Here is a 23,292-nt window from a genome sequence, read left to right as displayed (position 1 = left end):
GCACCCGCATATCGACGGAGGCACTGCCATGGCCCGTTCCGGCCCGCCCCTCCGCCTTTTCCAGAACTGGCAGGCCAAGCTTGCCGCCACGCCGATGATCCTGACGGCCCTTGTGGTCTTCATTGGCTGTTCGCTCTGGACGGTGGTCTATTCCTTCACCAATTCGCGCCTGCTGCCCCGGCTCGACTTCGTCGGCCTTTCGCAATACGAGCGGCTCTGGTCCACGCCCCGCTGGCAGGTCTCGATCGAGAATCTCGCGATCTACGGCATCTGCGCGCTGGTCCTGACGCTGGCCATAGGCTTTCTGCTGGCCGTCCTTCTGGATCAGAAGATCCGGTTCGAGGACGGGTTCCGGACCATCATCCTGTTTCCCTATGCGCTCAGCTTCATCGTGACGGGCGTGGTCTGGCAGTGGATCCTGAACCCGGATTTCGGCCTGCAGCACATCGTCCGCAGCATGGGCTTTTCGGGTTTCACTTTCGATCCGCTGAACGATCCGAACCTGGTGATCCTGGCACTTCTGGCCGCCGGCATCTGGCAGGGCGCAGGCCTGACCACCGTCATCATGCTGGCCGGCCTGCGCGGCATCGACGAGGATGTCTGGAAGGCCGCGCGTGTGGACGGCATCGCGACGTGGAAGACCTATATCTTCATCATCCTGCCGATGATGAAGCCCGTCTTCGCCACCTGCATCGTCCTGATCTCGGCCGGGATCATCAAGCTTTACGACCTTGTCGTCGCCCTGACGCGCGGCGGGCCGGGCATCGCCTCGGAAGTGCCTGCGAAATACGTCTACGACTACATGTTCGGCAACCAGAACCTGGGCCAGGGCTTCGCGGCCTCGACGATGATGCTGGCCGCGGTGCTGGCAATCATCATCCCCTTCGCGCTGTTCCGGCTTGGAAGGAAACGCCATGTCTGACGCCGCCTTTCCCGCGCGCGCCGCAACCCCCGCCCGCACCGCCGCGCCACGCGGCCGACTTCTGGACGGTCCCGCCGGCGTGGCACCGACCCGGCGCATGAACCCCAAGCGGATCATGGTCTATGGCGGGCTGATCGTCTTCTCGCTCTATTACCTCCTGCCGCTCTGGGTCATGGTGATGACCTCGCTGAAGGGAATGCCCGAGATCCGCATGGGCAACATCTTCGCCCCGCCGATGGAGATCACCTTCGAGCCTTGGGTCAAGGCCTGGTCGCAGGCCTGCACCGGCCTGAACTGCGACGGGCTTTCGCGCGGGTTCTTCAACTCGGTCGCCATCACCGTGCCGGCGACGATCCTCTCCATCGCCGTGGCGGCGGTGAACGGCTACGCGCTGGTCAACTGGCGCTTCAAGGGCTCCGAGGTGTTCTTCACCATCCTGATCTTCGGCGCCTTCATCCCCTATCAGGTGATGATCTACCCGATCGTCATCATTCTGCGCGAGATGGGGCTGATGGGCTCGGTCTGGGGGCTGGTGCTGGTCCATGTCGTCTTCGGCATGCCGATCATCACGCTGCTCTTCCGCAACTACTTCTCCTCGCTGCCGCCCGAGCTGTTCAAGGCCGCTCGCGTCGACGGCGCCGGCTTCTGGGGCATCTTCCTGCGCGTGCTGGTCCCGATGTCGCTGCCCATCTTCACCGTCGCGGTGATCCTGCAGGTGACGGGCATCTGGAACGACTTCCTGTTCGGCGTGATCTATACCCGGCCCGACAGCTACCCGATGACCGTGCAGCTGAACAACATCGTCAACTCGGTCCAGGGCGTGCGCGAATACAACGTCAACATGGCCGCGACCCTGCTGACCGGGCTGGTCCCGCTGACGATCTACTTCCTCTCTGGCAAACTTTTCGTCCGCGGCATCGCCGCAGGCGCCGTGAAAGGCTGACCCATGGCACAAGCACTCCGCGCCGCCGCGCCCACCGAACTGGACGGCATCTCGGTCTCGATCCGTGACCTTTCCCTCAGCTACGGCTCGGTCGAAGTGCTGGGAGATCTCAATCTCGACGTGCAGGACGGCGAGTTCCTGGTGCTGCTGGGCGCCTCGGGCTGCGGCAAGTCTACGCTGCTGAACTGCATCGCCGGGCTGCAACCGGCGACCGAGGGGCAGATATTCATCTCGGGCCAGAACGTCACCTGGGCCGAGCCCTCCGAGCGCGGCATCGGCATGGTCTTTCAGTCCTACGCGCTTTACCCGCAGATGACGGTCGAGGGGAACCTGTCCTTCGGCCTCAAGAACGCCCGCGTGCCGAAGGATGAGATCCGCCGCCGCGTCGCCCGCGCCGCCGAAACGCTGCAGCTTGAGCCGCTGCTGAAGCGCAAGCCCGCCGCGCTCTCGGGCGGGCAGCGCCAGCGCGTCGCCATCGGCCGGGCCCTGGTGCGTGACGTGGACGTGTTCCTCTTCGACGAGCCGCTGTCGAACCTCGACGCGAAACTTCGCGCCGAGCTGCGGGTCGAGCTGAAGCGCCTGCACCAGAACCTAGGCAACACGATGATCTACGTCACGCATGACCAGATCGAGGCGATGACGCTGGCCGACCGCATCGCCATCATGCGGGGAGGCAAGATCCAGCAGCTTGCCAGCCCCGACGTCATCTATCGCAAGCCCGCGAACCTCTATGTCGCCGGCTTCATCGGCTCGCCGCCCATGAACCTGTTGCCCGGCCGGCTGGAAGGAAACCGCTTCACCGGCCCCCTTGTCGCCGATGTCACCGGCTACGACTTCACCACCCGCCCGCGCGGCCCCGAGGTGGTCCTCGGCATCCGCCCCGAGCATGTCCGCACCGGCGCCGCCGCCGAAGCCCTGCCGATCCGCGCCGAGGCGCTGGTCGAGGTGGTCGAGCCGATGGGCGCCGACACCCTGGTCTGGGCGCAGCTGGGGCAGACCCCCTTCCGCGTCCGCATGGACGGCGAGTCCCGCGTGCGCACCGGCGACCGGCTGTCCATCGGCTTCGACCCCGCCAGCCTGTCGCTCTTCGACGCCGCCTCCGAGACGCGGCTGTAAGACTTTCCCACGGAGAAGATGATGAAACTGTCCCTGCAACTCTACTCGGCCCGCTTCGCAACCCCCTATGCCGATGTGATCCGCCGTCTGGGCGCGACGGGCTATGACGCGGCTGAGGGCTTCGGCGGCGTCTTCGACGAGCTGCCCGCCATCGCCGAGGCGCTGTCCGAGACGGGCATGACCATGCCCTCGCTGCATGTCTCGCTGGACATCGTCGAGGAGAACCCGGACCGCGTGGCCGAGATCGCGGAGCAGGTCGGCGCGACCATGATCTTCGCCCCCCATATCGCCGCGGACCAGCGCCCGGTGGATGCGGATGGCTGGCGCGCCTTCGCCGCCCGGTTGGCCGCCGCGCATGAGGCGATGGCCGAACGCGGCCTGACCTTCGGCTGGCACAACCACGACTTCGAATTCCACGCCCTGCCCGGCGGCGAGACCCCAATGGGCATCATCCTCGACGAGGCGCCCATGATCGATTGGGAGGCCGACATCGCCTGGATCGTGCGCGGCGGCGGCGACCCACTGGCCTGGATCGAGAAATACGGCCAGCGTATTTCGGCCTCCCATTTCAAAGACATCGCGCCGGAAGGTGAGAAAGCGGATGAAGATGGCTGGGCCGATCCTGCGACCGGAACGATGGACTGGCCGGCAATCATCAAAGCACTGCGCAGCCATGCCCGCGTCGAGGTGCTGGTGGCCGAGCATGACAAGCCCTCCGACTTCGAGCGCTTCGCGACCCAGGCCCATGCGGCTTGGCAGAACCTGAAAGGCTGAACCATGAGCGATCTGAAACTGGGCCTCATCGGGGCCGGCAACATCTCGGCCTCCTATCTCGGCCGGGCGCCGCATTTCGCGGGCATCCGCTTTGTCGCCGTCGCCGACATGAACCATGCCGCCGCCGAGGCGCGGGCCGCGGAATACGGGATCGAGGCGCGCAGCGTGGATGCGCTGCTGGCCAGCCCGGACATCGACCTGATCGTGAACCTGACGATCCCGGCGGCGCATTTCGACATCTCGAAACGCGCGCTGGAGGCCGGCAAGCACGTATACTCCGAAAAGCCCTATGTCCTGACGCTGGACGAAGGGCGCGAGCTGGCGCGCATCGCGGCCGAACGCGGCCTGCGCGTCGGCTCGGCCCCCGACACGTTCCTTGGCACCAGCCACCAGTTGGCGCGGCACATCGTGGACAGCGGCGCCATCGGCCGCGTGACCTCGGGCACCTGCGCGGTCATGTCTAGCGGCATGGAAAGCTGGCACCCCAACCCGGACTTCTTCTTCCTGAAGGGCGGCGGGCCGGTGCTGGACCTCGGGCCCTACTACATCTCGAACCTCGTGCAGCTGCTGGGGCCGGTCGCGCGCGTCGCCGCGCTGGCATCGATGCCTGGCCTGACGCGCACCATCGGCTCGGGCGCCCGCAAGGGCGAGCAGGTGCCGGTCGAGACGCCGACCACCATCCACGCCCTGCTCGAGTTCCAGAACGGCGCCGTCATCAGCTTCCAGTCCAGCTGGGACGTCCATCAGCACGACCTGCAGCCGATGGCGCTTTACGGCACCGAAGGCACGCTGCACATCCCGGACCCGAACTTCTTCGACGGCGAGGTCCGCATGACCAAGCGCGCCGAGCCCGCCGCGCTGCCGGACTGGGATCACCCGCTCGGGCCTCCGAACCGCGAGCTGAACAACGGCAAGAGCGTGGCCGACTACCGCGCCTCGGGCCTTGCCGACATGGCGATGGCAATCGCCGAGGGGCGGCCGCACCGCTGCAATGACGAGCTGGCGCTGCACGTGGTCGAGGTGATGACCGCGATCCTGCAATCGGGCGAGGAGGGGCGCTTTGTTCCCATGACCACCACCTGCGCCCGCCCCGAGGCGCTGGACCCCAAGGCGGCGGCCCATCTTCTGGCGAGCCAGTCCGTCCCGGCCTGAGAAAGGAGCCATCATGGCAACCGAGCACCAGCGGGGCATCAAGGGCCCCGCCATCTTCCTCGCGCAGTTCGCAGGGGACGCGGCGCCCTTCGACACGCTGCCGAACATCGCCCGGTGGGCGGCGGGTCTCGGCTATCGCGGCATCCAGCTGCCGGTGGACGCGCGGTTCATCGACTTGGACCGTGCCGCCGAGTCCAAGGACTATTGCGATGAGATCGCCGGCACCTGCCGCGAGGCAGGCGTCGAGATCACCGAGCTGTCCACCCACATGCAGGGCCAGCTGGTTGCCGTGCATCCGGCCTATGCCGCGCAGTTCGACGGCTTCGCGCCGGCCGCCCTGCGGGGCAAGCCGCGCGAGCAGTCGGAATGGGCGGCGGGGCAGGTCATCAAGGCCGCCCGCGCCTCGCGCCATCTCGGCCTCGACGTGCAGGTCGGCTTTTCCGGCGCGCTGGCCTGGCCCTACCTCTACCCCTGGCCGCAGCGGCCGGCGGGGCTGATCGACGAGGCCTTCGCTGAGCTGGCCCGCCGCTGGAAGCCGATCCTCGACGCGCATGAGGACCAAGGCGTCGATTACGCCTATGAGCTGCATCCCGGCGAGGACCTGATGGACGGCGCCAGCTTCGAGCGCTTTCTGTCGGCGACGGGCGACCACGCCCGCGTGGCGATCAATTACGATCCTTCGCACTTCCTTCTGCAACAGCTTGATTATCTTGGCTTCATCGACCACTACGCCAGCCGCATCCGTGCCTTCCACGTCAAGGATGCCGAGTTCCTGCCCTCGGCCCGGCAGGGGGTCTATTCCGGCTTCTCGGGCTGGACGGATCGGGCGGGGCGCTTCCGCAGCCTCGGCGACGGGCAGGTCGATTTCGCGGGCGTCTTCTCGCGCCTGACGCTGGCCGGCTATCGGGGCTGGGCGGTGCTGGAATGGGAATGCTGCATCAAGTCGGCGGCGCAAGGCGCGGCCGAGGGCGCGCCCTTCATCGAGGCGCATCTGATCGAGCCGACCGCGACCGCCTTTGACGATTTCGCCGCAGGATCGGCCCCCGACCGATGCGCGCTGCGGCATATGCTGGGATTGGAGTAGATCATGGAACGCATTCCCCTTGGCATGGTGGGCGGCGGGCAGGGTGCCTTTATCGGCGCGGTCCATCGCATCGCCGCGCGCATGGACGACCGCTTCACGCTGGTGGCCGGGGCGCTGTCCTCGAACCCCGATCGCGCCCAGGCCTCGGCCGAGGCGATCGGCCTGCCGCGCAGCTACGACGATTACGAGCGCATGGCCGAAGCCGAGGCCGCCCGCCCCGACGGCATCCGTGCCGTGTCCATCGTGACGCCGAACCACCTGCACATGCCCATCGCGCGGGCCTTTCTGCGCGCGGGCGTCCATGTGATCTGCGACAAGCCGCTGACCGCGACCCTGCCCGAGGCCGAGGAACTGGCCCGCATCGCCGCCGCCTCGCAGGCGCTGCTGATCCTGACGCATACTTATGCGGGCTATCCGATGGTCCGCGAGGCGCGCCGGATGGTGGCCGAGGGCGCCTTGGGCCGCATTCGGCTGGTTCAGGTCGAATATGCGCAGGACTGGCTGGCCCGTCCCGGCCGCAGCAAGCAGGCCGACTGGCGCGCTGATCCCGCGCAGTCGGGCGAGGGCGGCGCGATCGCCGATATCGGGACGCATGCCGCGCATCTGGCGCATTACGTCTCGGGGCTGCCGATCCGGTCGGTCGCCGCCGAACTGACCACCTTTGTCGAAGGTCGCGCGGTTGACGACAACGCCCATGTGATGATGCGCCTTGGCGAACACGCGCGCGGGATGCTGTGGGCCAGCCAGGTCGCCTCGGGCTCGGAAAACGAGGTCAGGCTGCGCGTAATGGGCGACGAGGCCGGGCTGGACTGGTCCCATGCCGATCCGAACCGCCTGCGCCTGACCCGTCTGGGCGAGCCGTCGCAGATCCTGTCGCGCGGCGGGCCGGGCTTTCAGGGCAGCGCGCGCGTCCCCTCGGGGCATCCCGAAGGCTATCTGGAGGCTTTCGCCTCGATCTACACCGACGCCGCCGACGCGATCATCGCGGGCCGGATGCCCGACGGGCTGCCGGGCCTGCAGAGCGGGCTGGAAGGGATGCGCTTCATTCACGCCTGCATCCGATCCAGCCGGCAGGGCGGCATCTGGCAGGATCTGGGTGCCTAGAGCGCCCCTGTCGCGCCCGGCCGGGTATCGTCCACCACGACCTTGGCCGGGACGACCTCGATCTCGCCGTCGCGCAGGGCCGTGCCGTCGAACCATGCAAAGCAGCGGGCGATCAGCGTCTCGACATCCTGGCGCAGCATGATCGTCTCGATGGGCAGGCAGGCGGCGAACGGGTCCCAGTCGAAACAGGCGACCCGCAGATCGGGCAGGTCCGCCGCATGGCCCTGCCAGAAGCGCGCGAAGCCCTCGAAGGCGGTGATCGAGTTCACCAGGATCGCCTTGGGCAGCGTGGCGCCGCCGTCGAGGATGGCGCCCATCGCCTCGCAGGCGGCCTGGGGGCTGTAGCCGCAGCAATGGATCGCCGCCACATCGGGATCGCGCCCTGATTCGGCCAAGGCTGTGCGAAAGCCGTCGATCCGCGCCTCGGTCGCGTATTCGTTGCGCCGGCCGCCCAGGAACAGCGCCCCGGTCTCGGGCGGCAGCCCCGCCATCAGCCGCCGCGTCAGGTCGCGCGCGCCGCCATGGTTGTCCGTCACCACCGAAAAGCCCGTGCCGCCGGGCAGGTCCACGTTCACGCAGCGGATTCCCGCCTCGCGGCAGAGCGCGTTGATGCGGGCCGGTTCCTCGGTTCCGGCCAGGACCAGAAACTCGACCTCTTGCGCGATCATGGTATCGGCCAGCTTCTGTTCGATCCGCGCATCCCTTTGGGTGCTGGCGACCAGCGGGATCAGGCCGCGCGCATGCGATTCGGCCTCGAAATGCTCGGTCAGTCCGGCGAAGAACCGGTTGCGGTGATGCGGCACGATCAGCCCCGCCAGCGAGGACCGGTTGAGCCGCAGCGCCCGCGCCCGCTGATTGGGCCGATAGCCCAGGCTCTGGGCCAGTTGCAGCACGCGTTCGGCGGTATCGGGGTTGATGCGATGGTTCCTCCAGCCGCCATTCAGCACCAGGCTTGCCGTCGCGGGCGAGGTTCCCGCCGCCTGCGCCAGATCCTTGATCGTGGGCTTCCGTCCCGTTCTGGCCATTCGTCCCCCTGATGTCGCCCCGAGAAGAAATAGACGCATTCCCTGTTGACGTCACCTGCTAAAAGGATTTAGCAAATCCCTGACCGGCCGGGGAGGACAGGTCGGCGTCACATCATGGGAGGAAAGAATGTCGTCTTGGACTCTGACGAGGCGCGCCCTTCTGGGCGCTGTTGCGGCAAGCGGATTGCTGGCGCAGAGCGCGCTGGCCGACGACCAGACAACCATCGGCGTGGTGGTCAAGATCGGCGGGATTCCCTGGTTCAACGCGATGGAGGCGGGCATCCGCGAACGCGCCGAGGAACTGGGCGTCAACGCCTTCATGATCGGGCCGACCAGCGCCGACCCCGCGCTTCAGGTCCGGGCCATCGAGGACCTAATCGCTCAGGGCGTCGATGTGATCGGCGTGGTCCCGAACGATGCTGACGTGCTGGAGCCGGTGCTGGCCCGCGCGCAGGCGGCGGGGATCAAGGTCGTCACCCATGAATCGCCCGGCCAGCAGAACGTGGACTGGAACTTCGAACTGGCCTCGGCGGTGGGCTTCGGCGAGGCTTACGGCCAGCAGCTGGCCGAGATGCTGGGCGGCGAGGGGCAATATGCCGTCTTTGTCGGCGGGCTTACCGTGCCGCTGCACAACGCCTGGGCCGACGCCGCCATTGCCTGGATCGAGGCGAACCATCCCGACATGGAACTGGTCGGCGACCGGTTCGGCGTGGCCGAGGATGTGGATGCCTCGCGCCGCACGGCGCTGGACCTGATGCGCGCGCATGAGGGCCTGCGCGGCTTCCTGGCCTTCGGCAGCCAAGGCCCGATCGGCGCGGCCCGCGCCGTCGAGGAACGCCGCCGGGGCGGCGAGGTCGTCGTTCTGGGGCCGTTCTCGCCCGGACAGGGCCGCACGCTGATGCATGACGGCATCCTGTCGGGCGGCTACATGTGGAACCCCAAACAGGCGGGCGAGGTCTTCGTGACGCTTGGCACGATGCTGGCCAATGACGAGCCGATCGAGGCAGGCATGGAGATCGAGGGGCTAGGCGTGATCGAGCCGGAGGGCCGCAACATCATCGTGGACCAGCTTGTCGAGATCAACACCGACACGGTCGACGATCTGGCCGCGATGGGTCTGTGATCCGCATCGGGCGGGGCCGTGCCGGTCCCGCCCTTCCCTTGTCCGACGGAGGGTCTGATGCCCGAACCCGATCCGCAGGGTGTAAGCCTGTTGCGGCTGGCCCATGTCTCGAAACGCTTCGGTGGCGTGCAGGCGCTGGACGACATCGCCTTTGACGTCCGCCCCGGCGAGGTCCTGTGCCTTGCCGGCGAGAATGGCTGCGGCAAGTCCACGCTGATCAAGGTGATCAGCGGCGTCCATCGCCCCGAACCCGGCGCCGTGATGGAGTGGGACGGGCGCGACATCAGCGGCCTGACCCCCTCCGAGGCGCGCGCGCTTGGCATCCAGGTCATCTGGCAGGATCAGGCGCTTTTCCCCGAGATGAGCGTGGCCGAAAACATCGCCTTTGAACGAAATCTCGGCGCGCGGCCGCGTCTGGTGGACCGCAAGTCCATGCGGGCCGAGGCAGCCGCGGTGCTGGCGCGGCTGGGCGTGGACATTCCGCTGTCGATGCCCGTCGGGCGCCTGTCCATCGCCAACCGCCAGCTTGTCGCCATCGCCCGCGCCCTAGTGGCCGAGGCGCGGCTGGTCTTCATGGACGAGCCGACCGCATCCCTGTCGCAGCGCGAGACGGATGCGCTGATCGCCATCGTCCACCGCCTCAGCGCGCAGGGGATCGCGGTCGTCTTCGTCTCGCACCGTCTGAAGGAGGTGCTGGAGATCTGCACCCGCGTCACCGTGCTGCGCGACGGCCGCCTGGTCGGCACCTATCCGACGGCGGGCATGACGCAGGCGCGGCTGACCGAATTGATGACCGGGGCCAGCTTCGACTACGCGCCCCGCCCCGAAACGCGGCCCGCAGCACCCCTGCTGGAACTGCGCGGCCTTACGCGGCATGGCGAATATCACGACATCGACCTGACCATCGCCCCGGGCGAGATCGTCGGCCTGACCGGGCGCCTCGGCTCGGGGCGCACCGAACTGGCTCTGAGCCTCTTCGGCATGACCCGCCCCGATGCCGGCACGATCATGTGGCAGGGCCAGCCCCTGCGGATGCGCCATAACCGCGACGCGATCCGCATGGGCATCGCCTATGTGTCCGAGGACCGGCTGTCGCTTGGCCTCGTGCAGCCGCAATCCATTGCGGACAACACCGTGGTGACGGTGCTGGACCGCGTGCTGGGCCGTCTGGGCCTGATCTCGCCCGCCCGCAAATCCGGGCTGGTGCGCGACTGGCTGACGCAGCTGCGCGTCAAGATCGGCCAGCCCACGGATGCGGTCTCGACCCTGTCCGGGGGCAACCAGCAGCGCGTGGTTTTGGCCAAGTGGCTGGCGACCGCGCCGAAGCTCCTGATCCTGGACAGCCCCACAGTCGGCGTCGATGTCGGCGCCCGGGCGGGCATCTTCGCCATCGTGGACGAGCTGGCGCGTCAGGGTCTGGCGATCCTGCTGATCTCGGACGAGGCGCCCGAGGTCTTTTTCAACGCCGACCGCATCCTGCACATGCGCGAGGGTCGGCTGATCGAGGAATTCACCCCCGCCCGCAGCACGCTGGCCGAACTGGAAGAGGCCGTCCATGCCTGAGATCCTGCGCTCTGTCGGCGCGACCGAACGGTGGCTGATGGTGGTGATCGTGGTCATCTGCCTTGGCCTGTCGCTGGCCACGGACACGTTCCTGACGCTGGTCAACCTGTTCGATCTGCTGAACTATTCGGCGGTGAACCTGATCTTTGCGGCGGGGCTTCTTGTCGTTCTGATCGCGGGCGGGATCGACATCTCGTTCGCGGTGGCGGCCTCGGTCGTGCAATATCTGGTCGTGACGATCCTGATGCAGATCGGCGGAGGCAACTGGGCCATCGGGCTGCTGCTGGCCGGTCTGATCGGCTTCAGCCTGGGCGCGATCAACGCGGCGCTGATCTATCATTTCCGCCTGGTCTCGATCGTCGTGACCATCGCTACCTTCAACCTGTTCTTCGGCCTGCTGATGTTCTTCACGGGCGGCGTCTCGATCTATGCGCTGCCGGGCTGGCTGAGCCGCCGCATCATCCTGTTCGAACACGAGACCGCCTCGGGCTGGGCCGAGATCACGCTGCCCGTTCTGGTCATGGTCGTGATGCTGGCCGCGACGTGGTTCATGCTGCGCCGCCTGAACCTCGGGCGCCAGCTTTTCGCGATGGGCGACAATCCGGAAGGCGCGCGGCGGCTGGGCATCAATCTGGGCGCCATGCATTATCTGGCCTATGGCTGGCTGGGTCTTTGCGCCGGCATCGCGGGGCTGATGCAGGTCCATTATGCGCGCGAGGTGGTGCCCAACGCCCTCTATGGCCGAGAGCTGGAGGTTCTGGCCGCCGTCGTTCTGGGCGGGGCGCGGCTGGGGGGCGGGCGCGGCACGCTGCTGGGTGCGGTGCTGGGCCTTGCGCTGGTCTCGATCACGCAGAACGGGCTGAACCTTCTGGGCGTGTCGCCCTTTGCCTTCCGCATGATCGTGGGGCTGATCATCCTGATCGCCATCAGCATGTCGTCGGAAACCCTGCGCGGCCTGACCGAGGGCCTGCGCCGCCGCCGCATCCGCGAGGCACAGTCATGAAAGGCGCCGTGATGACGCGTTTTCTGTCACCCGCCGGCCGTCAGACGACCCCGGCCCTGCGCGAGAACATGGCGCTTGTCGCGGTGCTGGTGGTGCTGGTCCTGCTGTTCGCGTCGCTCAGCGACCGGTTCCTGACCAGGGCGACCTTTTCGTCGATCGGCTATCAGCTGCCGGAACTGGGCCTGCTGACGCTGGCCATGCTGATCCCGATCCTGTCCGGCGGCTTCAACCTGGCCGCGACCTTTTCGGCCAATATCGCGGGGCTTCTTCTGGCATCGGTCCTGATCTGGGGCGGGGGCGCGGCGGCGGGGCCGGTCGTGCTGGTCGCCGCGATCGTCGCCGCGCTGGCGGGCGGGGCGCTGATCGGCTGGGTTCTGGGTGTGGTCGTCGCGCGGACGGGCGCGCATCCGATCCTTGCCTCGCTGGCGATGATGATCTTCCTGCGGGGCTTGGGCGAATTCCTGACGCGGGGCGGCAGCGTCTCGGGCTTCCCGCCCGCGCTGTTGTGGCTGGGGCAGGGGCAGGTGGCGGGCGTTCCGGTGCCGCTGATCGTCTTCGGCCTCTGCGCGATCCTCTGGGCGGTGATCCTGAACCGGACGCGGCTGGGCTTCTCGATCTATCAGCTCGGCTCGAACCTGGAAGCGACGCGCTATTCCGGCGTGAACACCCGCCGCGCACTGACGATGGTCTATGTGCTGTCGGGCCTGATGTGCGCGGTGGCGGGCATCATCATGGCGGCGCGCTTCAATTCGGTCCGGGTCGGTCATGGCGAGGCCTATCTGCTGATCACCGTGCTGGCCTGCTTTCTGGGCCGCGTCGATCCGTTCGGCGGCTTTGGCCGGGTCATGCCGGTCGTCCTGGCGCTGGTGATCCTGCAGGTGATCGGCTCGGGGCTGAACCTGATCGGCACGAACCAGCATCTGGCCACCGCGCTGTGGGGGGCGATCCTGATCGCGGTGATGGTCGCGCGCCATCTCTGGGGCCGTTGGGCGGCCCGATGAAATCCTTTTCCGAAAACAGAATGACCTTGCAAGGACAGTGACATGACGATCAGCGGCTTTGGCGTGCATACCGCGATGTGGGCGATGGAATGGAACCGCGAGGCTGCGGAATATGCCATCCCCGAGGCGGTGCGCCACGACATCTCGTTCCTGGAAATCACCATGCTGGACCCCGAAGGCGTCGATGCGGCCCATACCCGTGCGCTGCTGGAACGCCATCAGGTCGCCTGCGTGGCCTCGCTTGGGCTGCCGCTGGACCGGCTGCCGACGAACAACCCCGAGGGCGCGCTGGACTTCCTGAAGATGGCGCTGGACGTGACCGCCTCGATCGGGGCCGAGGCGATGAGCGGCGTCCTTTACGGCGGCATCGGCCAGCGCACCGGCAAGCGCCCGACCGAGGCCGAATACGACGCCACCGCCCGCGTGGTCGAAAAGGCCGCCGCCTATGCTCGCACCAAGGGGCTGGGCTTCGGGCTGGAGGCCGTGAACCGCTACGAGAACCACCTGCTGAACTCGGCCGATCAGGCGGTCCGCCTGTGCGAGCGTGTGGGCGCCGAGAACGTCTTTGTCCATCTGGACACCTACCACATGAACATCGAGGAAAAGGGCCTGGCCAACGGCATCCTGCGCGCGCGCGAGCATCTGAAATACATCCACCTGTCCGCGTCCGACCGGGGCACGCCCGGCATGGACACGATTCAGTGGGACGAGGTGTTCGGCGCGCTGGCCGCCATCGGCTTCAAGGGGGGCATGGCGATGGAGAGCTTCATCACCGTGCCGCCGCAGATCGCCGACGCGCTGTCGGTCTGGCGCGATGTCGCCCCCTCGCGCGATGAGGTGCTGACCGACGGCCTGTCTTTCCTCAAGATGAAAGCGCGGCAATATGGGCTGATCTGAAGGAAAGGCCCGCCATGACCGAACCATCCGCCGATGCCACCATGACCGGATGCGCCGCCATCACCCGTGCGGCGCTGACCGATCGACTTGCACCCCTGGCCGCAGGCCCCGCCCGACGCTTCGTGGCGCTGGCGGGACCGCCCGGCGCGGGCAAGAGCACGCTGGCCGAGGCGCTGCTGGCCGATCTGTCGCGCCTCTATCCCGGCCGGGTGGCGATCCTGCCGATGGACGGGTTTCATTACGATGATCTCTGGCTCGAGCCGCAGGGCCTGCGGCCGCGCAAGGGCGCGCCCTTCACCTTTGACGTGCGGGGCTTCGCGGCGACGCTGGCGCGCCTGCGCGCCGATGACGGGCCGGTCGCCGTGCCGGTCTTCGACCGCTCGATCGAGATCGCCCGCGCCGGCGCCCGGATCATCGACCCCGCCATCCGGCTGGTTCTGGTCGAGGGGAATTACCTGCTGCTGGACGATCCCGAATGGCGCCCCTTGGCCGCCCATTTCGACCTGACGGTCGCACTGGACGTGCCCCTGTCGGAACTGGAACGGCGGCTGCTACGCCGCTGGCGCGACCTGCCCGAGGCCGAGGCCCGGCAAAAGGTCGAGGCGAATGACCTGCCCAATGCCCGGCTGGTCGTGTCAACCTCGCGCATGGCCGATCTGGTGGTGCAGGGGGGCGGCTGATCCCGCCCCGCCCGGGTGGCGGGGAACGAACGGGCGGCGAAGGGGGTTGATCACGGGGCCGCACGCGGCAATCCTTGGTCGGCGCGTCCCGGCGGCCGGGGCCTTTTTCAACGACCCGTTTCGAGGAAAGACACAGATGGAACTTGTTCTCGCGCTTGTGGGCGTCCTGGTCCTCATCGTGCTGCTGGGGCTGAAGATCGTGCCGCAGTCGCAGAATTTCGTGGTCACGCGGCTGGGTGCCTATCACCGCACGCTGGATGCGGGGGTGAACGTCATCGTGCCATTCCTGGACCGCGTGCATTCCAAGGTGCCGGTCAACGATCAGGTGCTCAGCGACATCGAGCTGGAGGTCGTGTCGGCCGACAACGTCGTCTTCGGCGCGCAGCTTCTTGTCGTCTACCGAATCGAGAACCCCGAGGCCGCCGTGTTCCGCGTCAATTCGATCAACGCGCTGGTCATCGGGCTGGTCCAGTCGCTGGTTCGCTCTGAACTGGGCAAGGTCGAACTGGACGCCGTGCAATCCGATCGCGGTTCGCTGAACGTCGCGCTGCTCGAGGCGCTCGAGGATGCGGGCAAGACCTACGGCATCCGCATCTCGCGGTCAGAGATTACCGATGTGCGCCTGAACGCCACCACCCAGACCGCCATGGCCGAGGTTCTGGCGGCCGAACGCGAACGGCGCGCCGCCATCACCCGCGCCGAGGGCCAGCGCCGCGCCGCCGAGCTGAACGCCGATGCCGAGCTTTACGAGGCGCAGCGCCGCGCCGACGCGATCCGCGCCATCGCCGAGGCCAATGCCGAGGCCAACCGCATGATCGCCGCCTCGCTCGCGGGCGAGAACACGCGCGAGGCGCTGACCTTCCAGACCGCCCGGATGCAGGTCGAGGCGCTGGAAGGCCTGTCGAAATCGCCCAATGCCAAGCTGATCATGCTGCCCGGCGGTCCCTCGAACGCGTTCCGCGAGGCCGCCGCGATCCTCAAGGAGATCTGAGGCATGGACCTTCTGGCGCTGCCGGACTGGATCATCTGGGGCCTGATCGGGGCCGTCCTTCTGGCGCTGGAAATGATCACCACGGCCTATGTCGCGCTTGGATTTGCCATCGGCGCGGCAGTCGTGGCGCTGGTCGTGATGGTGTTTCCGGGGCTGCATGTCTTTCTGCAGGCGCTGATCTGGGCGGCGGCGGGGCTGGGGGTCTGGCTGGTCCTGTCTCGCTGGAACCGGATGCGGCGCCTGGCGCGGCGCGACATCAACGATTTCGATTCCGTCGCCTCGCTGCCGCCGTCCGACCGCGCCCGCCGCGACGCCCTGCGCCCCCGCGACGGCCGCCCGCCCAAGTGACCTGCCGAACAGTTTATGTGGTCCCGCGCGGTGATCCCTTGCGCGGCGGGGCGCTTGCTGACAGACCCGGATCGTCATGGAAACGCTTGTCGAACACTATCTTGGCAATCCGCTGCTGCTGGCCGTCATCCTGTTCGGCGCGACCTTCGTGCTGGAGGAAGCGGCAATCCTGATGGCGGCGGGGCTGGCCGCTGCGGGCGAGATGAGCCCGGCCCTCGCGCTGGCCTCGGTCGCCGCGGGCATGGTGGTCAGCGACTGGTGTCTCTATGCCCTTGGCGCACTGGCGATCCGGCATCGCGGGATCGCGGCCTGGGTCTCGGAGGAGCGGCTTGAACAGGGGCGGCAGCTGCTTCATCGCAGCACCTTTGCGGCCGGACTGCTGGCCCGGCTGGTGCCCTGGCTGCTGTTTCCGATCTTCACCGCCAGCGGCTTCCTGCGCGTCGGCTTTCGCCGCTTTGCGCTGATCAATCTGGGCATCGCACTCGTCTATGTGATGGCGGTCTTCTACGGCGCCTTCGGCCTTTACGAGATCCTGCTGGCGCGGATGGGCCATTGGGCATGGCTGGTCGGGGCGGTGCTGCTCTTGGCCATCCTCTGGGCGGGGCGCCGGATCACGCGCCGCTATCTTTCGGGCGGCGCCGACAACTGAGCCTGCGCTCCCTGCATCAGGCAATCCAGCGCGGCTGTCAGCAGCGCCCCATGCGTCCAGGGCAGGAAATGCCCCTCGCCCTCGACCATGATCGTGGCGGGGGGAACGGGCAGGCGCTCGCGCAGGAAATCCGCGTTCGAGGGCGGCACAAGCGTGTCCGCCGTGCCCTGAACTACGGTGACGGGCATCCGCACCCGCGACAGATCATCTGCCAGATCCTCGAGCCCGTCGCGCAGGGCCATCAGTTCGGCATTGGAATTGGCCAGTTCGGTCGGCAGAAGCGCCTGGAAGAATTCGACCGCCGCGACCTCTTGCAGGGGGTGGATCTCTTCCAGCCCCGGATCGGCGGCCGCGCCGATCAGCAGCAATCCTGCAACACGTTCGGGGTGATCCGCCGCAAGGCGCAGGGCGACAGGACCGCCATAGGAATAGCCGACCAGAACCACCGGCGCCTGTAGCGGCGATCCCAGCAGCGGCACCAGCGCATCGGCCTGCTGCTGAAGCTCTGTCACGGGCTCGGTCCCGCTTTCGCCGAAACCGGGCCGGTCGGGCGCCAGATGCACGCGCCCCTGCGGCACATCGGCAAGAAAGGGCATCCATTCCTCGCCCAGGCCGGGGCTGCCATGGATGAAGACGACCCGGCGTCCCATCGGTTGGCCCGCGGCCAGAACGGACAGGCCGTGATCCGCGCCGGCCTGCGGAAGGTTGTAGCGGCGGATGGTCGAGGCATCGCCCTCGATCTCGGCATCCAGTCCGATCCCCGTCATTGCGATCAACGGCTCGCGCAGCGGGCGCAGTGGCTCCAGGATGAAGGTCAGCGCCCCGCCCGCAAGCGATTGTTCCGGCGCGGCGATCTCGATGATCGCGCCCGGTGCCGGGCAAGAGGGTAGGTCAGCGATCATGACGGAGTCCGGGCCTTGTGCCGCGCCATGATCGACCGGCGCCCGCTCTGCGGCAAGTCACATTCACGAACTGGGCGGATAGCCGCGCCTCAGCCGTTCCTGCTGGCGCTGCAGACGGATCATGCCGCGCAGCCCGACAGGCTGATGCCCTTGCCGGCGCATCTGCGCGCCGATCCGGAAAAGCCTGCGATATTGTCGCCACAACGTCGCCCACGCGTTCCCGAGCGTGCCGTTCCCGGCCCAGATATGCAGCATCTCGGCCCCGGCGCCGTTCAGTTCGACGATGCAGAAGGCGCGGCCCTCGCGCAGTTCGGACAGGCTGCGGAAGCGGATGTCGAAGCGGCCGAAATGAAAATCGGGGATCTCGCGCGAGATGCGGTCGATCACGGCGTCCAGTTCGGGCGTGACCTGGTCCAGCGCGTCGCGATAGACCGCCCCCAGCCGCGCGCTGCGGGCATTCGTCAGCATGTGGAATGCGTCCGGTTCCGGGATGCTGTTCCAGGCCTCGGGATTGCGTTCCTGATAGATCGCGGCATTGGCCGCAAGGATCGGGTCGGCCGCGACCAGTTCCGCCACGCTGTGGGTGCCGTCGCCGATGACATGGGGCGGATGCACGAAGGCCATCGAAACGATCCTGCCGCGTTCCTGGTCGGGGTCGCGGATGTAGAAGATCCCCGCCTCGCCCGGCATGTCGATCAGGGCCTGCAGCAGAACCCGCGCGCCATGCGGCTGGCGCGCCATGTATTCGGCCAGTTCGGGCTGCGAGGCCAGCAGCCGCACGCCCCAACCCTGATAGCCGCGGTCCGGCTTGGCGACGACCGGAAATCGCAGTTCGGCGGCCCGCATGGCCCGCGCCGCATCCTCGGCCCGATCCCTCGCATCATCGCAATCGACCGTGGCGAAGCCGGGCAGGAAACGCTGCCCCGTCGCGCCGAAAAGGTCCAGACCCTGCGACTTGCTTTCGCCCCACAGACCCCCGGCATCCAGCGAGGGATTGGCCGCGCTTGGCAGGGTCAGGCTGCCATGGCGCAGGGCCAGCGCCAGCCACATCAGCGCGGGAAGGATATAGAACACCCGTTCCGGGATGCAGCGCTTGAACACCGGATAGGTCGGACCCGGAGACGGGCGCAACGGCATGGCGGGCGGTCTGGTGCGGGCGGGCGGGCGCGGGTCTCGGTTATAGGTCAAATGCTCGGGTTTCGCTGTCTCGTGGTCGGAAGGCGCGGAATGCGCGTCGGATGGGCGTCAAGCATGGTCGATCGCGGCCCGGATGGCCAGTCTCTTGTCCGTCATCGGTGCGGCGCATCCGCCGATCAGGCCCCGCGATCGCCCAGATAACGGCCTCGGGGTCCCCCGACGGGCTGTCCGTCCTCGACCACGACCGCACCGCGCAGGATCACCGTCATCGGCCAGCCCTGCGCCCGAAATCCCTCATAGGGGCTGTAATCGCAGGCGTCGTGCAGATCGGCATGACGGATCGTGCGCCGGATGCGGCTGTCCCAGATCGCCAGATCGGCATCCGCGCCGATCGCGATGCTGCCCTTGCGCGGGTAAAGGCCGTAGGTCCGCGCATGGTTGGTCGCGGTCAGCGCCACAAAGCGCATCATGTCGATCCGCCCGCCCATGACGCCGAGCGTCCAAAGGATGGGCAGACGCGTCTCGATCCCGGGAATGCCGTTCGGCACGTGGCGAAAGGATTGCCGCCCGCGGCGGTTCAGCTTGCCGGTCGGGCTGTCATAGAGAAATGGGCAATGGTCCGACGAAAAGAGGTCGAAGACGCCCGTCTCGATCGCGCGCCAGACCGCCTGCTGGTGCGCCTCGTCCCGCGGCGGAGGCGAGCAGACATATTTCGCGCCCGACCAGTCCATCGACTCCAGATCCCGGGCGGTCAGGACAAGATATTGCGGACAGGTCTCGGCGGTCACGTTGACGCCGCGCGCGCGGGCACGTGCGATTTCCTCGATGGCCTCGCCGTTCGAGACATGCACGATCACCACCGGCGCATCCGTCACCTCGGCCAGGGTCAGCGCGCGATGCGTGGCCTCGCGTTCGGCGGCGACAGGGCGGGTGCGGGCATGGGCGGCAGGCACCAGATCGCCCATCCGCTCGGCCCGGTCGGCCAGATGGCGGATCACGTCCTCGTTCTCGGCATGGACCATGACCACCGCCCCGGCGGCGCGGGCGGCATCCATCGTGGCCAGGATCTGGTCATCGCGCAGGCGCAGCCCCTCATAGGTCATGAACACCTTGATCGAGCGGTATCCCTCGGCGATCAAGGCGGGAAGCTCCTGACCCAGCTGAGCCTCGGTCGGATCGTTCAGGATCAGGTGAAAGCTGGCATCCGTGTGCAGGTTGCCGTCCGCCAGAGCGTGATAATCCGCCAGCGCCGCCCGCAGCGACTGGCCCGGCGCGGGCAGGCAGAAGGGCATGACCGTCGTCGTCCCGCCGCACAGGGCCGACAGGGTGCCGCTGGCAAAGCCGTCCGCCATCACGATCCCGTCGCCCGAAGGTTGGGCCAGATGGACGTGGCTGTCGATGGCGCCGGGCAGGACGTGGCAACCTTGGGCATCGACGATCCGCGCCGCCGGGCCCAGATCGCGGCCGATCTGGACGATCACGCCGTCGCGGATCGCGATGTCGGCCTCTTGAATGTCCGAGGCGGTGACGACCGTGCCGCCCCGAACAAGCAGGTCATGCTTCATCGCGTGTCCTTTCCCTATCATCGACCAGTGGCGCCAGTGCCATCGCGGCCCGCAGGACCGTCAGGTCCGAAAGGCGCGGCCCGATGATCTGCAGCCCGAAGGGCAGTCCCGCCGCATCGCGCCCGCACGGGATCGAGATGGCAGGCAGGAAGGCATGGTTGACCAGAGGCGTCAGCGCCGCATGATCGCGCGGTCCCGCAGGCGCGCCGCCGATCCGCGCCGGGCCAAGCCGGTCCAGCGGCCATGCCGCGCAGGGCGCGGTCAGCGCCAGCAGCAGGCCCGGCCCCTGCGCGAAATAGCCTGCCGCCGCGCGGGCGATGTCGCGGCTCAGCATGTCGGCACGGGCCAGATCGCAGCCGCTCAGGGCAAGCCCCGCCTCGATCTGCTCGGCGATATGGGGATCGAACAGGTCCGGCGTATTCTGCCACTGGCGGCCCCACCGCGCGGCCAGCGCGGCATGTTGCAGCGGCATCAGTGCGGCCTCGCAGGCGCCCTCGGGCCAGCGGGGCGGAATGGCGCGCAGCCGGTAGCCCGCTGCCGCGATCCTGTCGCGCGCCCGTTCGGCGGCCTGGCGCGCGGCGTCGTCTAGGCGGATGCCAAGCCCCAGGTCGGGCGCCCAGCCAAAGGTCAGCGCGATCGGACCTCCGCCCCGTGCCGGCAGATCGACCGAGACCGGGTCCAGCGCCTCGGCGCCGCGCAGGGCGTCGAAGGCCGTGACGATTCCGGCCACGTCGCTGGCCATCAGCCCGGGAACGGCGGTATGGGACAGCCCCGTCCCCAGTGGCAGCGCCCCCGTCGAGGGCTTGAAGCCGACCACGCCCACATGCGCCGCGGGCCGTCGGATCGACCCGCCGCCATCCGCCGCCAGTGCCAGCAGACCCATCCCTGTCGCCACGGCGACCGCTGCCCCGCCTGACGATCCGCCGGGCGTCAGGCGATGATCCAGCGGATGCCGCGTCGCGCCGTGCACCCGGTTGTCGGTGACGCCCTTGCAGCCGAATTCCGACATGTTGCTGCGGCCAAGGATGATGGCCCCGGCCCGGCGCAGCCTGGCGATGATCGGCTCGTCCCTCCGCGCGACACGATCGGCCAGCAGCGCCGAGCCCTCGGTGACGCGCCAGCCCGCCACATGGAACTGATCCTTGACCGTGACCGGAACCCCGGCCAGCCTTGGTCTTTCGCCGGCCTTGAGCCGCAGGGACAGCGCGGCGACCTGAGATTCTACCACGTCGGGGTCGTGATCGACGATGGCGTTCAGGGTCGGGTTCAGGCTTGCGATCCGCTGCTGCGCGGCCCGGACGGCCTCGTCGGGCGCGGCGTCGCCGGCATGGATGCGCGCCACCAGATCCGGGATCGCGTTCATGCGCTGCCTCGTTCGGCGGCCTCGGCCAGCTGCCCCAGCACCGGCGCCACCGCGTCCGGGCGCAGCCAGCGCAGGCAGGCGACCAGCCCGAGCGACGGGCAGACCCAGATGACGTTGGCTCCGACGCCCATCGCCAGAACGCTGTCGCCGGGCAGGTCCGGATAAAGCCGCCGCCTGTCGTTCAGCCACCAGAGCCCGCCATAGACAGGCTGCAACGGGCAGGGCCGCAGCAGCGCCTCCAGCGCCTCGGGCGTCACGGCGCGGTGGCCGTCATGCTGCCCGCCGCCCAGGAAGATGCCGCCAAGCGCCAGATGATGATCGACCGCCGCGACCATGCCTCCGCCCCAATGTCCCCCGCCGACCACGATCTCGACCGCCGCGCCGTTCAGCGGGATCGTGCTGCGGGAGCCGTATCCGTCCCAATGCCAGCGCGACCGATCCGCAAAGGCTGGATGCAGTCCCGCCAGGATCGCGGGCAGGGGCTGACCGAACAGCAGCGTCAGCGCCAGGCAGAGCGCGTTCACCCGGGTGTCGTTGTAATCCCAGTAGCTGCCCGGCTGCTGCAGGGGGGTGGCGCGGTTCATCCTGCTGCCATCCTCGGTCGGTGCAAGCTGGCGATCGCGGTCGACGCTATGGGGGATACCGAACAGCGTGCCGCCCCATTCGCTGGTCTGGTCCAGCAAGTGCCGCCATGTCACGCGCCGGTTGCGGGCATCGGCAAAGGCCTCATCCCCGATCCGGGCCGAGACGGGCTCGTCGAAATCCGCGATCAGGCCGCGATCCAGTGCCAACGCGGCCAGCAGCCCGATATAGCTTTTCGTCACGCTGAAGGCCATGTCCGCGCGGTCGCAGGGCCCCCAGGCCGACATGCTCCTGCCATCCTGCATCACCGTGCCCGATGCCGCCCCGCGATCCGAGACCGGGCCCAGCACGACATTCCAGGGCGGCGGATCGAAGCTGCAGCTTTCGATCACCGCGCGCAGGTCCCGGGGCCAGGCGCATTCGGCCGCGCAGGCTTCGTCGCGCGCCCGGTCGAAGAGGGCGCTCACGGATTGCCCCCTGCGCGGCCATTGGCGCGCGGATGCGGGCTGCCCGCCAGGAACAGCGCCGCGAGCTCGGGATCGAGCCCCGTCGAGGGTTTGGGATCGTCCCGTTCATGCCTGCCCCGCCGCGCGGCCAGGCGGGACAGGGCGACCGCCTGATGCAGCGCCGCGATCACGGGATCGACCAGAGGCAGCCGCGTCTCGCCGGCGGCCAGCGTCGCAAAGCCGGCCAGCGGCGCGCCCGCGACGATCACGACATCCGCCCCGTCGCGATCCTGACAATCGCGCAGGCAGTCCAGCAGCGCGTCGTGCAGATCCTCCTGCGCGGTGTCGGGGCTGCGCGGCGCGACGGCCGGGGCGCGGAAGCCGGCGAAGCGCCGCTCCAGCCCGACCTGGTGCACGCAGTCGCGATACCAGCCCTGCATCTGGCGCGAGAAGGCCAGGATGCCGAACCGCTCGCCCAGCATGGCGGCGCTGTGCATCGCCGCCTCGGCCACGCCGATGACCGGAAAGGGCCTCAGGTCCCGGGCCGCGCGGGCGCCCGGATCGCCGAAGGCCGCGACGATGGCCGCATCGGTGCCCGTCCCCTGCCGGGCCAGCATCTCCAGCGTGACGGAACCCGCCACCTGCGCCTCGGCGCGGTTAGAGATATAGGGAAAACCGCGCGGCGCGGTCCGGCTGGACAGGGTCACATCGGCGGGGATCTGACAGCGCGCGGCGCGCTCCATCCGTTCGGTCAGGCTGGTGGATGTATTCGGGTTCACGATCAGAATATGCATGATGACCTGAAAAGGGGCTCGATCTTGTCGGTCACTTTGGCATGCCAAATCTGAATCTCAAAGCTGATTCTGCGTTGCTGCAATCCGGCGCCGAGGCCGGGAAGGCGCTCGATTGTCCGGTTGCAGCG

Annotated in this window: 23 protein-coding genes; 16 read left to right on the top strand and 7 right to left on the bottom strand. The window is 68.2% G+C overall.

Annotation, left to right across the window (positions count from 1 at the left end):
• Positions 1 to 28: 28 nt before the first annotated feature.
• The 7 genes from QAR72_RS02525 (at position 29) to QAR72_RS02495 (ending at position 7,095) form a co-directional block, all read left to right on the top strand.
• Positions 29 to 922, top strand: coding sequence for a carbohydrate ABC transporter permease (locus tag QAR72_RS02525; protein ID WP_304615789.1), 894 nt, complete (start codon positions 29 to 31; stop codon positions 920 to 922).
• 97 nt (positions 923 to 1,019) lie between these two features.
• Positions 1,020 to 1,865, top strand: a complete 846-nt coding sequence (locus tag QAR72_RS02520; RefSeq protein WP_304615818.1) for a carbohydrate ABC transporter permease — start codon at positions 1,020 to 1,022, stop codon at positions 1,863 to 1,865.
• A gap of 3 nt (positions 1,866 to 1,868) precedes the next feature.
• The gene (locus QAR72_RS02515) at positions 1,869 to 2,981 is read left to right on the top strand and encodes an ABC transporter ATP-binding protein (protein WP_304615788.1); all 1,113 of its coding nucleotides are present in this window, start codon (positions 1,869 to 1,871) and stop codon (positions 2,979 to 2,981) included.
• 18 nt (positions 2,982 to 2,999) lie between these two features.
• Entirely contained in the window at positions 3,000 to 3,755 is a 756-nt protein-coding gene (locus QAR72_RS02510) for a sugar phosphate isomerase/epimerase family protein (RefSeq protein ID WP_304615787.1), read from the top strand.
• A 3-nt stretch (positions 3,756 to 3,758) separates the two neighbouring features.
• A complete protein-coding gene (locus tag QAR72_RS02505) occupies positions 3,759 to 4,907 on the top strand; it encodes a Gfo/Idh/MocA family protein (RefSeq protein WP_304615786.1) in 1,149 nt (382 codons plus the stop codon).
• Positions 4,908 to 4,920: 13 nt separating this feature from the next.
• Entirely contained in the window at positions 4,921 to 5,991 is a 1,071-nt protein-coding gene (locus tag QAR72_RS02500) for a sugar phosphate isomerase/epimerase family protein (RefSeq protein ID WP_304615785.1), read from the top strand.
• Positions 5,992 to 5,994: 3 nt separating this feature from the next.
• On the top strand, positions 5,995 to 7,095 hold the full coding sequence (locus QAR72_RS02495; protein ID WP_304615784.1) for a Gfo/Idh/MocA family protein: 1,101 nt from the start codon (positions 5,995 to 5,997) through the stop codon (positions 7,093 to 7,095).
• Here QAR72_RS02495 and QAR72_RS02490 read toward each other — a convergent pair.
• Positions 7,092 to 8,120 carry a LacI family DNA-binding transcriptional regulator gene (locus QAR72_RS02490; protein ID WP_304615783.1) on the bottom strand — a complete coding sequence of 343 codons (1,029 nt, stop codon included), beginning with the start codon at positions 8,118 to 8,120 and terminating at the stop codon, positions 7,092 to 7,094. The two genes, QAR72_RS02495 and QAR72_RS02490, sit on opposite strands and share 4 nt — an antisense overlap.
• 127 nt (positions 8,121 to 8,247) lie before the next feature.
• On the opposite strand from QAR72_RS02490, the gene QAR72_RS02485 reads away from it, so the two are divergent.
• The 9 genes from QAR72_RS02485 to QAR72_RS02445 all read left to right on the top strand — a co-directional run bounded on the left by QAR72_RS02485 (position 8,248) and on the right by QAR72_RS02445 (position 16,375).
• Entirely contained in the window at positions 8,248 to 9,243 is a 996-nt protein-coding gene (locus QAR72_RS02485) for a substrate-binding domain-containing protein (protein WP_304615782.1), read from the top strand.
• A gap of 57 nt (positions 9,244 to 9,300) precedes the next feature.
• Positions 9,301 to 10,806, top strand: a complete 1,506-nt coding sequence (locus QAR72_RS02480; protein WP_304615781.1) for a sugar ABC transporter ATP-binding protein — start codon at positions 9,301 to 9,303, stop codon at positions 10,804 to 10,806.
• Complete coding sequence (locus tag QAR72_RS02475; protein ID WP_304615780.1) at positions 10,799 to 11,809, top strand: ABC transporter permease; 1,011 nt, start codon at positions 10,799 to 10,801, stop codon at positions 11,807 to 11,809. The genes QAR72_RS02480 and QAR72_RS02475 overlap by 8 nt, the downstream gene beginning before the upstream one ends.
• An 11-nt stretch (positions 11,810 to 11,820) precedes the next feature.
• Positions 11,821 to 12,810 carry an ABC transporter permease gene (locus QAR72_RS02470; RefSeq protein ID WP_304615779.1) on the top strand — a complete coding sequence of 330 codons (990 nt, stop codon included), beginning with the start codon at positions 11,821 to 11,823 and terminating at the stop codon, positions 12,808 to 12,810.
• A 42-nt stretch (positions 12,811 to 12,852) separates the two neighbouring features.
• Positions 12,853 to 13,707: a sugar phosphate isomerase/epimerase family protein gene (locus QAR72_RS02465; protein WP_304615778.1), complete on the top strand. Its 855-nt coding sequence runs from the start codon at positions 12,853 to 12,855 to the stop codon at positions 13,705 to 13,707.
• Between the two features lie 14 nt (positions 13,708 to 13,721).
• Positions 13,722 to 14,387 carry a nucleoside/nucleotide kinase family protein gene (locus tag QAR72_RS02460; RefSeq protein ID WP_304615777.1) on the top strand — a complete coding sequence of 222 codons (666 nt, stop codon included), beginning with the start codon at positions 13,722 to 13,724 and terminating at the stop codon, positions 14,385 to 14,387.
• Between the two features lie 136 nt (positions 14,388 to 14,523).
• Positions 14,524 to 15,378, top strand: a complete 855-nt coding sequence (locus QAR72_RS02455) for an SPFH domain-containing protein (RefSeq protein WP_304615776.1) — start codon at positions 14,524 to 14,526, stop codon at positions 15,376 to 15,378.
• A 3-nt stretch (positions 15,379 to 15,381) separates the two neighbouring features.
• Positions 15,382 to 15,726, top strand: a complete 345-nt coding sequence (locus tag QAR72_RS02450) for an NfeD family protein (protein ID WP_304615775.1) — start codon at positions 15,382 to 15,384, stop codon at positions 15,724 to 15,726.
• A gap of 76 nt (positions 15,727 to 15,802) precedes the next feature.
• Positions 15,803 to 16,375 carry a DedA family protein gene (locus QAR72_RS02445; protein WP_304615774.1) on the top strand — a complete coding sequence of 191 codons (573 nt, stop codon included), beginning with the start codon at positions 15,803 to 15,805 and terminating at the stop codon, positions 16,373 to 16,375.
• Here QAR72_RS02445 and QAR72_RS02440 read toward each other — a convergent pair.
• The 6 genes from QAR72_RS02440 to QAR72_RS02415 form a co-directional block, all read right to left on the bottom strand.
• Positions 16,348 to 17,277, bottom strand: a complete 930-nt coding sequence (locus QAR72_RS02440) for an alpha/beta fold hydrolase (protein ID WP_304615773.1) — start codon at positions 17,275 to 17,277, stop codon at positions 16,348 to 16,350. The genes QAR72_RS02445 and QAR72_RS02440 overlap by 28 nt on opposite strands.
• 63 nt (positions 17,278 to 17,340) lie before the next feature.
• Positions 17,341 to 18,351, bottom strand: coding sequence for a hypothetical protein (locus QAR72_RS02435; protein WP_304615772.1), 1,011 nt, complete (start codon positions 18,349 to 18,351; stop codon positions 17,341 to 17,343).
• 239 nt (positions 18,352 to 18,590) lie between these two features.
• Complete coding sequence (hydA, locus tag QAR72_RS02430) at positions 18,591 to 19,979, bottom strand: dihydropyrimidinase (protein WP_304615771.1); 1,389 nt, start codon at positions 19,977 to 19,979, stop codon at positions 18,591 to 18,593.
• Positions 19,969 to 21,342: an amidase gene (locus QAR72_RS02425; RefSeq protein ID WP_304615770.1), complete on the bottom strand. Its 1,374-nt coding sequence runs from the start codon at positions 21,340 to 21,342 to the stop codon at positions 19,969 to 19,971. Before QAR72_RS02425 ends, hydA begins: the two co-directional genes overlap by 11 nt.
• Entirely contained in the window at positions 21,339 to 22,391 is a 1,053-nt protein-coding gene (locus tag QAR72_RS02420; RefSeq protein ID WP_304615769.1) for a serine hydrolase domain-containing protein, read from the bottom strand. Before QAR72_RS02420 ends, QAR72_RS02425 begins: the two co-directional genes overlap by 4 nt.
• On the bottom strand, positions 22,388 to 23,164 hold the full coding sequence (locus QAR72_RS02415; RefSeq protein ID WP_304615768.1) for an aspartate/glutamate racemase family protein: 777 nt from the start codon (positions 23,162 to 23,164) through the stop codon (positions 22,388 to 22,390). Before QAR72_RS02415 ends, QAR72_RS02420 begins: the two co-directional genes overlap by 4 nt.
• Positions 23,165 to 23,292 lie beyond the last annotated feature (128 nt).

The organism is Paracoccus sp. (in: a-proteobacteria), assembly GCF_030604785.1.
Taxonomy (GTDB): domain Bacteria; phylum Pseudomonadota; class Alphaproteobacteria; order Rhodobacterales; family Rhodobacteraceae; genus Paracoccus.
The sequence above is the reverse complement of the archived record's forward strand: the minus strand, read 5'-3'. Positions and strand labels throughout refer to the sequence as shown.

What these genes read in the sequence shown, in the direction of transcription:
- QAR72_RS02520 (WP_304615818.1), top strand. Translation starts at nt 1,020, where the DNA reads ATGAACCCCAAGCGGATCATGGTCTATGGCGGGCTGATCGTCTTCTCG.
- QAR72_RS02500 (WP_304615785.1), top strand. Translation starts at nt 4,921, where the DNA reads ATGGCAACCGAGCACCAGCGGGGCATCAAGGGCCCCGCCATCTTCCTC.
- QAR72_RS02460 (WP_304615777.1), top strand. Translation starts at nt 13,722, where the DNA reads ATGACCGAACCATCCGCCGATGCCACCATGACCGGATGCGCCGCCATC.
- QAR72_RS02475 (WP_304615780.1), top strand. Translation starts at nt 10,799, where the DNA reads ATGCCTGAGATCCTGCGCTCTGTCGGCGCGACCGAACGGTGGCTGATG.
- QAR72_RS02440 (WP_304615773.1), bottom strand. Translation starts at nt 17,277, where the DNA reads ATGATCGCTGACCTACCCTCTTGCCCGGCACCGGGCGCGATCATCGAG.
- QAR72_RS02415 (WP_304615768.1), bottom strand. Translation starts at nt 23,164, where the DNA reads ATGCATATTCTGATCGTGAACCCGAATACATCCACCAGCCTGACCGAA.
- QAR72_RS02515 (WP_304615788.1), top strand. Translation starts at nt 1,869, where the DNA reads ATGGCACAAGCACTCCGCGCCGCCGCGCCCACCGAACTGGACGGCATC.
- QAR72_RS02505 (WP_304615786.1), top strand. Translation starts at nt 3,759, where the DNA reads ATGAGCGATCTGAAACTGGGCCTCATCGGGGCCGGCAACATCTCGGCC.
- QAR72_RS02510 (WP_304615787.1), top strand. Translation starts at nt 3,000, where the DNA reads ATGATGAAACTGTCCCTGCAACTCTACTCGGCCCGCTTCGCAACCCCC.
- QAR72_RS02450 (WP_304615775.1), top strand. Translation starts at nt 15,382, where the DNA reads ATGGACCTTCTGGCGCTGCCGGACTGGATCATCTGGGGCCTGATCGGG.
- QAR72_RS02470 (WP_304615779.1), top strand. Translation starts at nt 11,821, where the DNA reads ATGACGCGTTTTCTGTCACCCGCCGGCCGTCAGACGACCCCGGCCCTG.
- QAR72_RS02465 (WP_304615778.1), top strand. Translation starts at nt 12,853, where the DNA reads ATGACGATCAGCGGCTTTGGCGTGCATACCGCGATGTGGGCGATGGAA.
- QAR72_RS02480 (WP_304615781.1), top strand. Translation starts at nt 9,301, where the DNA reads ATGCCCGAACCCGATCCGCAGGGTGTAAGCCTGTTGCGGCTGGCCCAT.
- hydA (WP_304615771.1), bottom strand. Translation starts at nt 19,979, where the DNA reads ATGAAGCATGACCTGCTTGTTCGGGGCGGCACGGTCGTCACCGCCTCG.
- QAR72_RS02455 (WP_304615776.1), top strand. Translation starts at nt 14,524, where the DNA reads ATGGAACTTGTTCTCGCGCTTGTGGGCGTCCTGGTCCTCATCGTGCTG.
- QAR72_RS02485 (WP_304615782.1), top strand. Translation starts at nt 8,248, where the DNA reads ATGTCGTCTTGGACTCTGACGAGGCGCGCCCTTCTGGGCGCTGTTGCG.
- QAR72_RS02445 (WP_304615774.1), top strand. Translation starts at nt 15,803, where the DNA reads ATGGAAACGCTTGTCGAACACTATCTTGGCAATCCGCTGCTGCTGGCC.
- QAR72_RS02495 (WP_304615784.1), top strand. Translation starts at nt 5,995, where the DNA reads ATGGAACGCATTCCCCTTGGCATGGTGGGCGGCGGGCAGGGTGCCTTT.
- QAR72_RS02490 (WP_304615783.1), bottom strand. Translation starts at nt 8,120, where the DNA reads ATGGCCAGAACGGGACGGAAGCCCACGATCAAGGATCTGGCGCAGGCG.
- QAR72_RS02425 (WP_304615770.1), bottom strand. Translation starts at nt 21,342, where the DNA reads ATGAACGCGATCCCGGATCTGGTGGCGCGCATCCATGCCGGCGACGCC.
- QAR72_RS02525 (WP_304615789.1), top strand. Translation starts at nt 29, where the DNA reads ATGGCCCGTTCCGGCCCGCCCCTCCGCCTTTTCCAGAACTGGCAGGCC.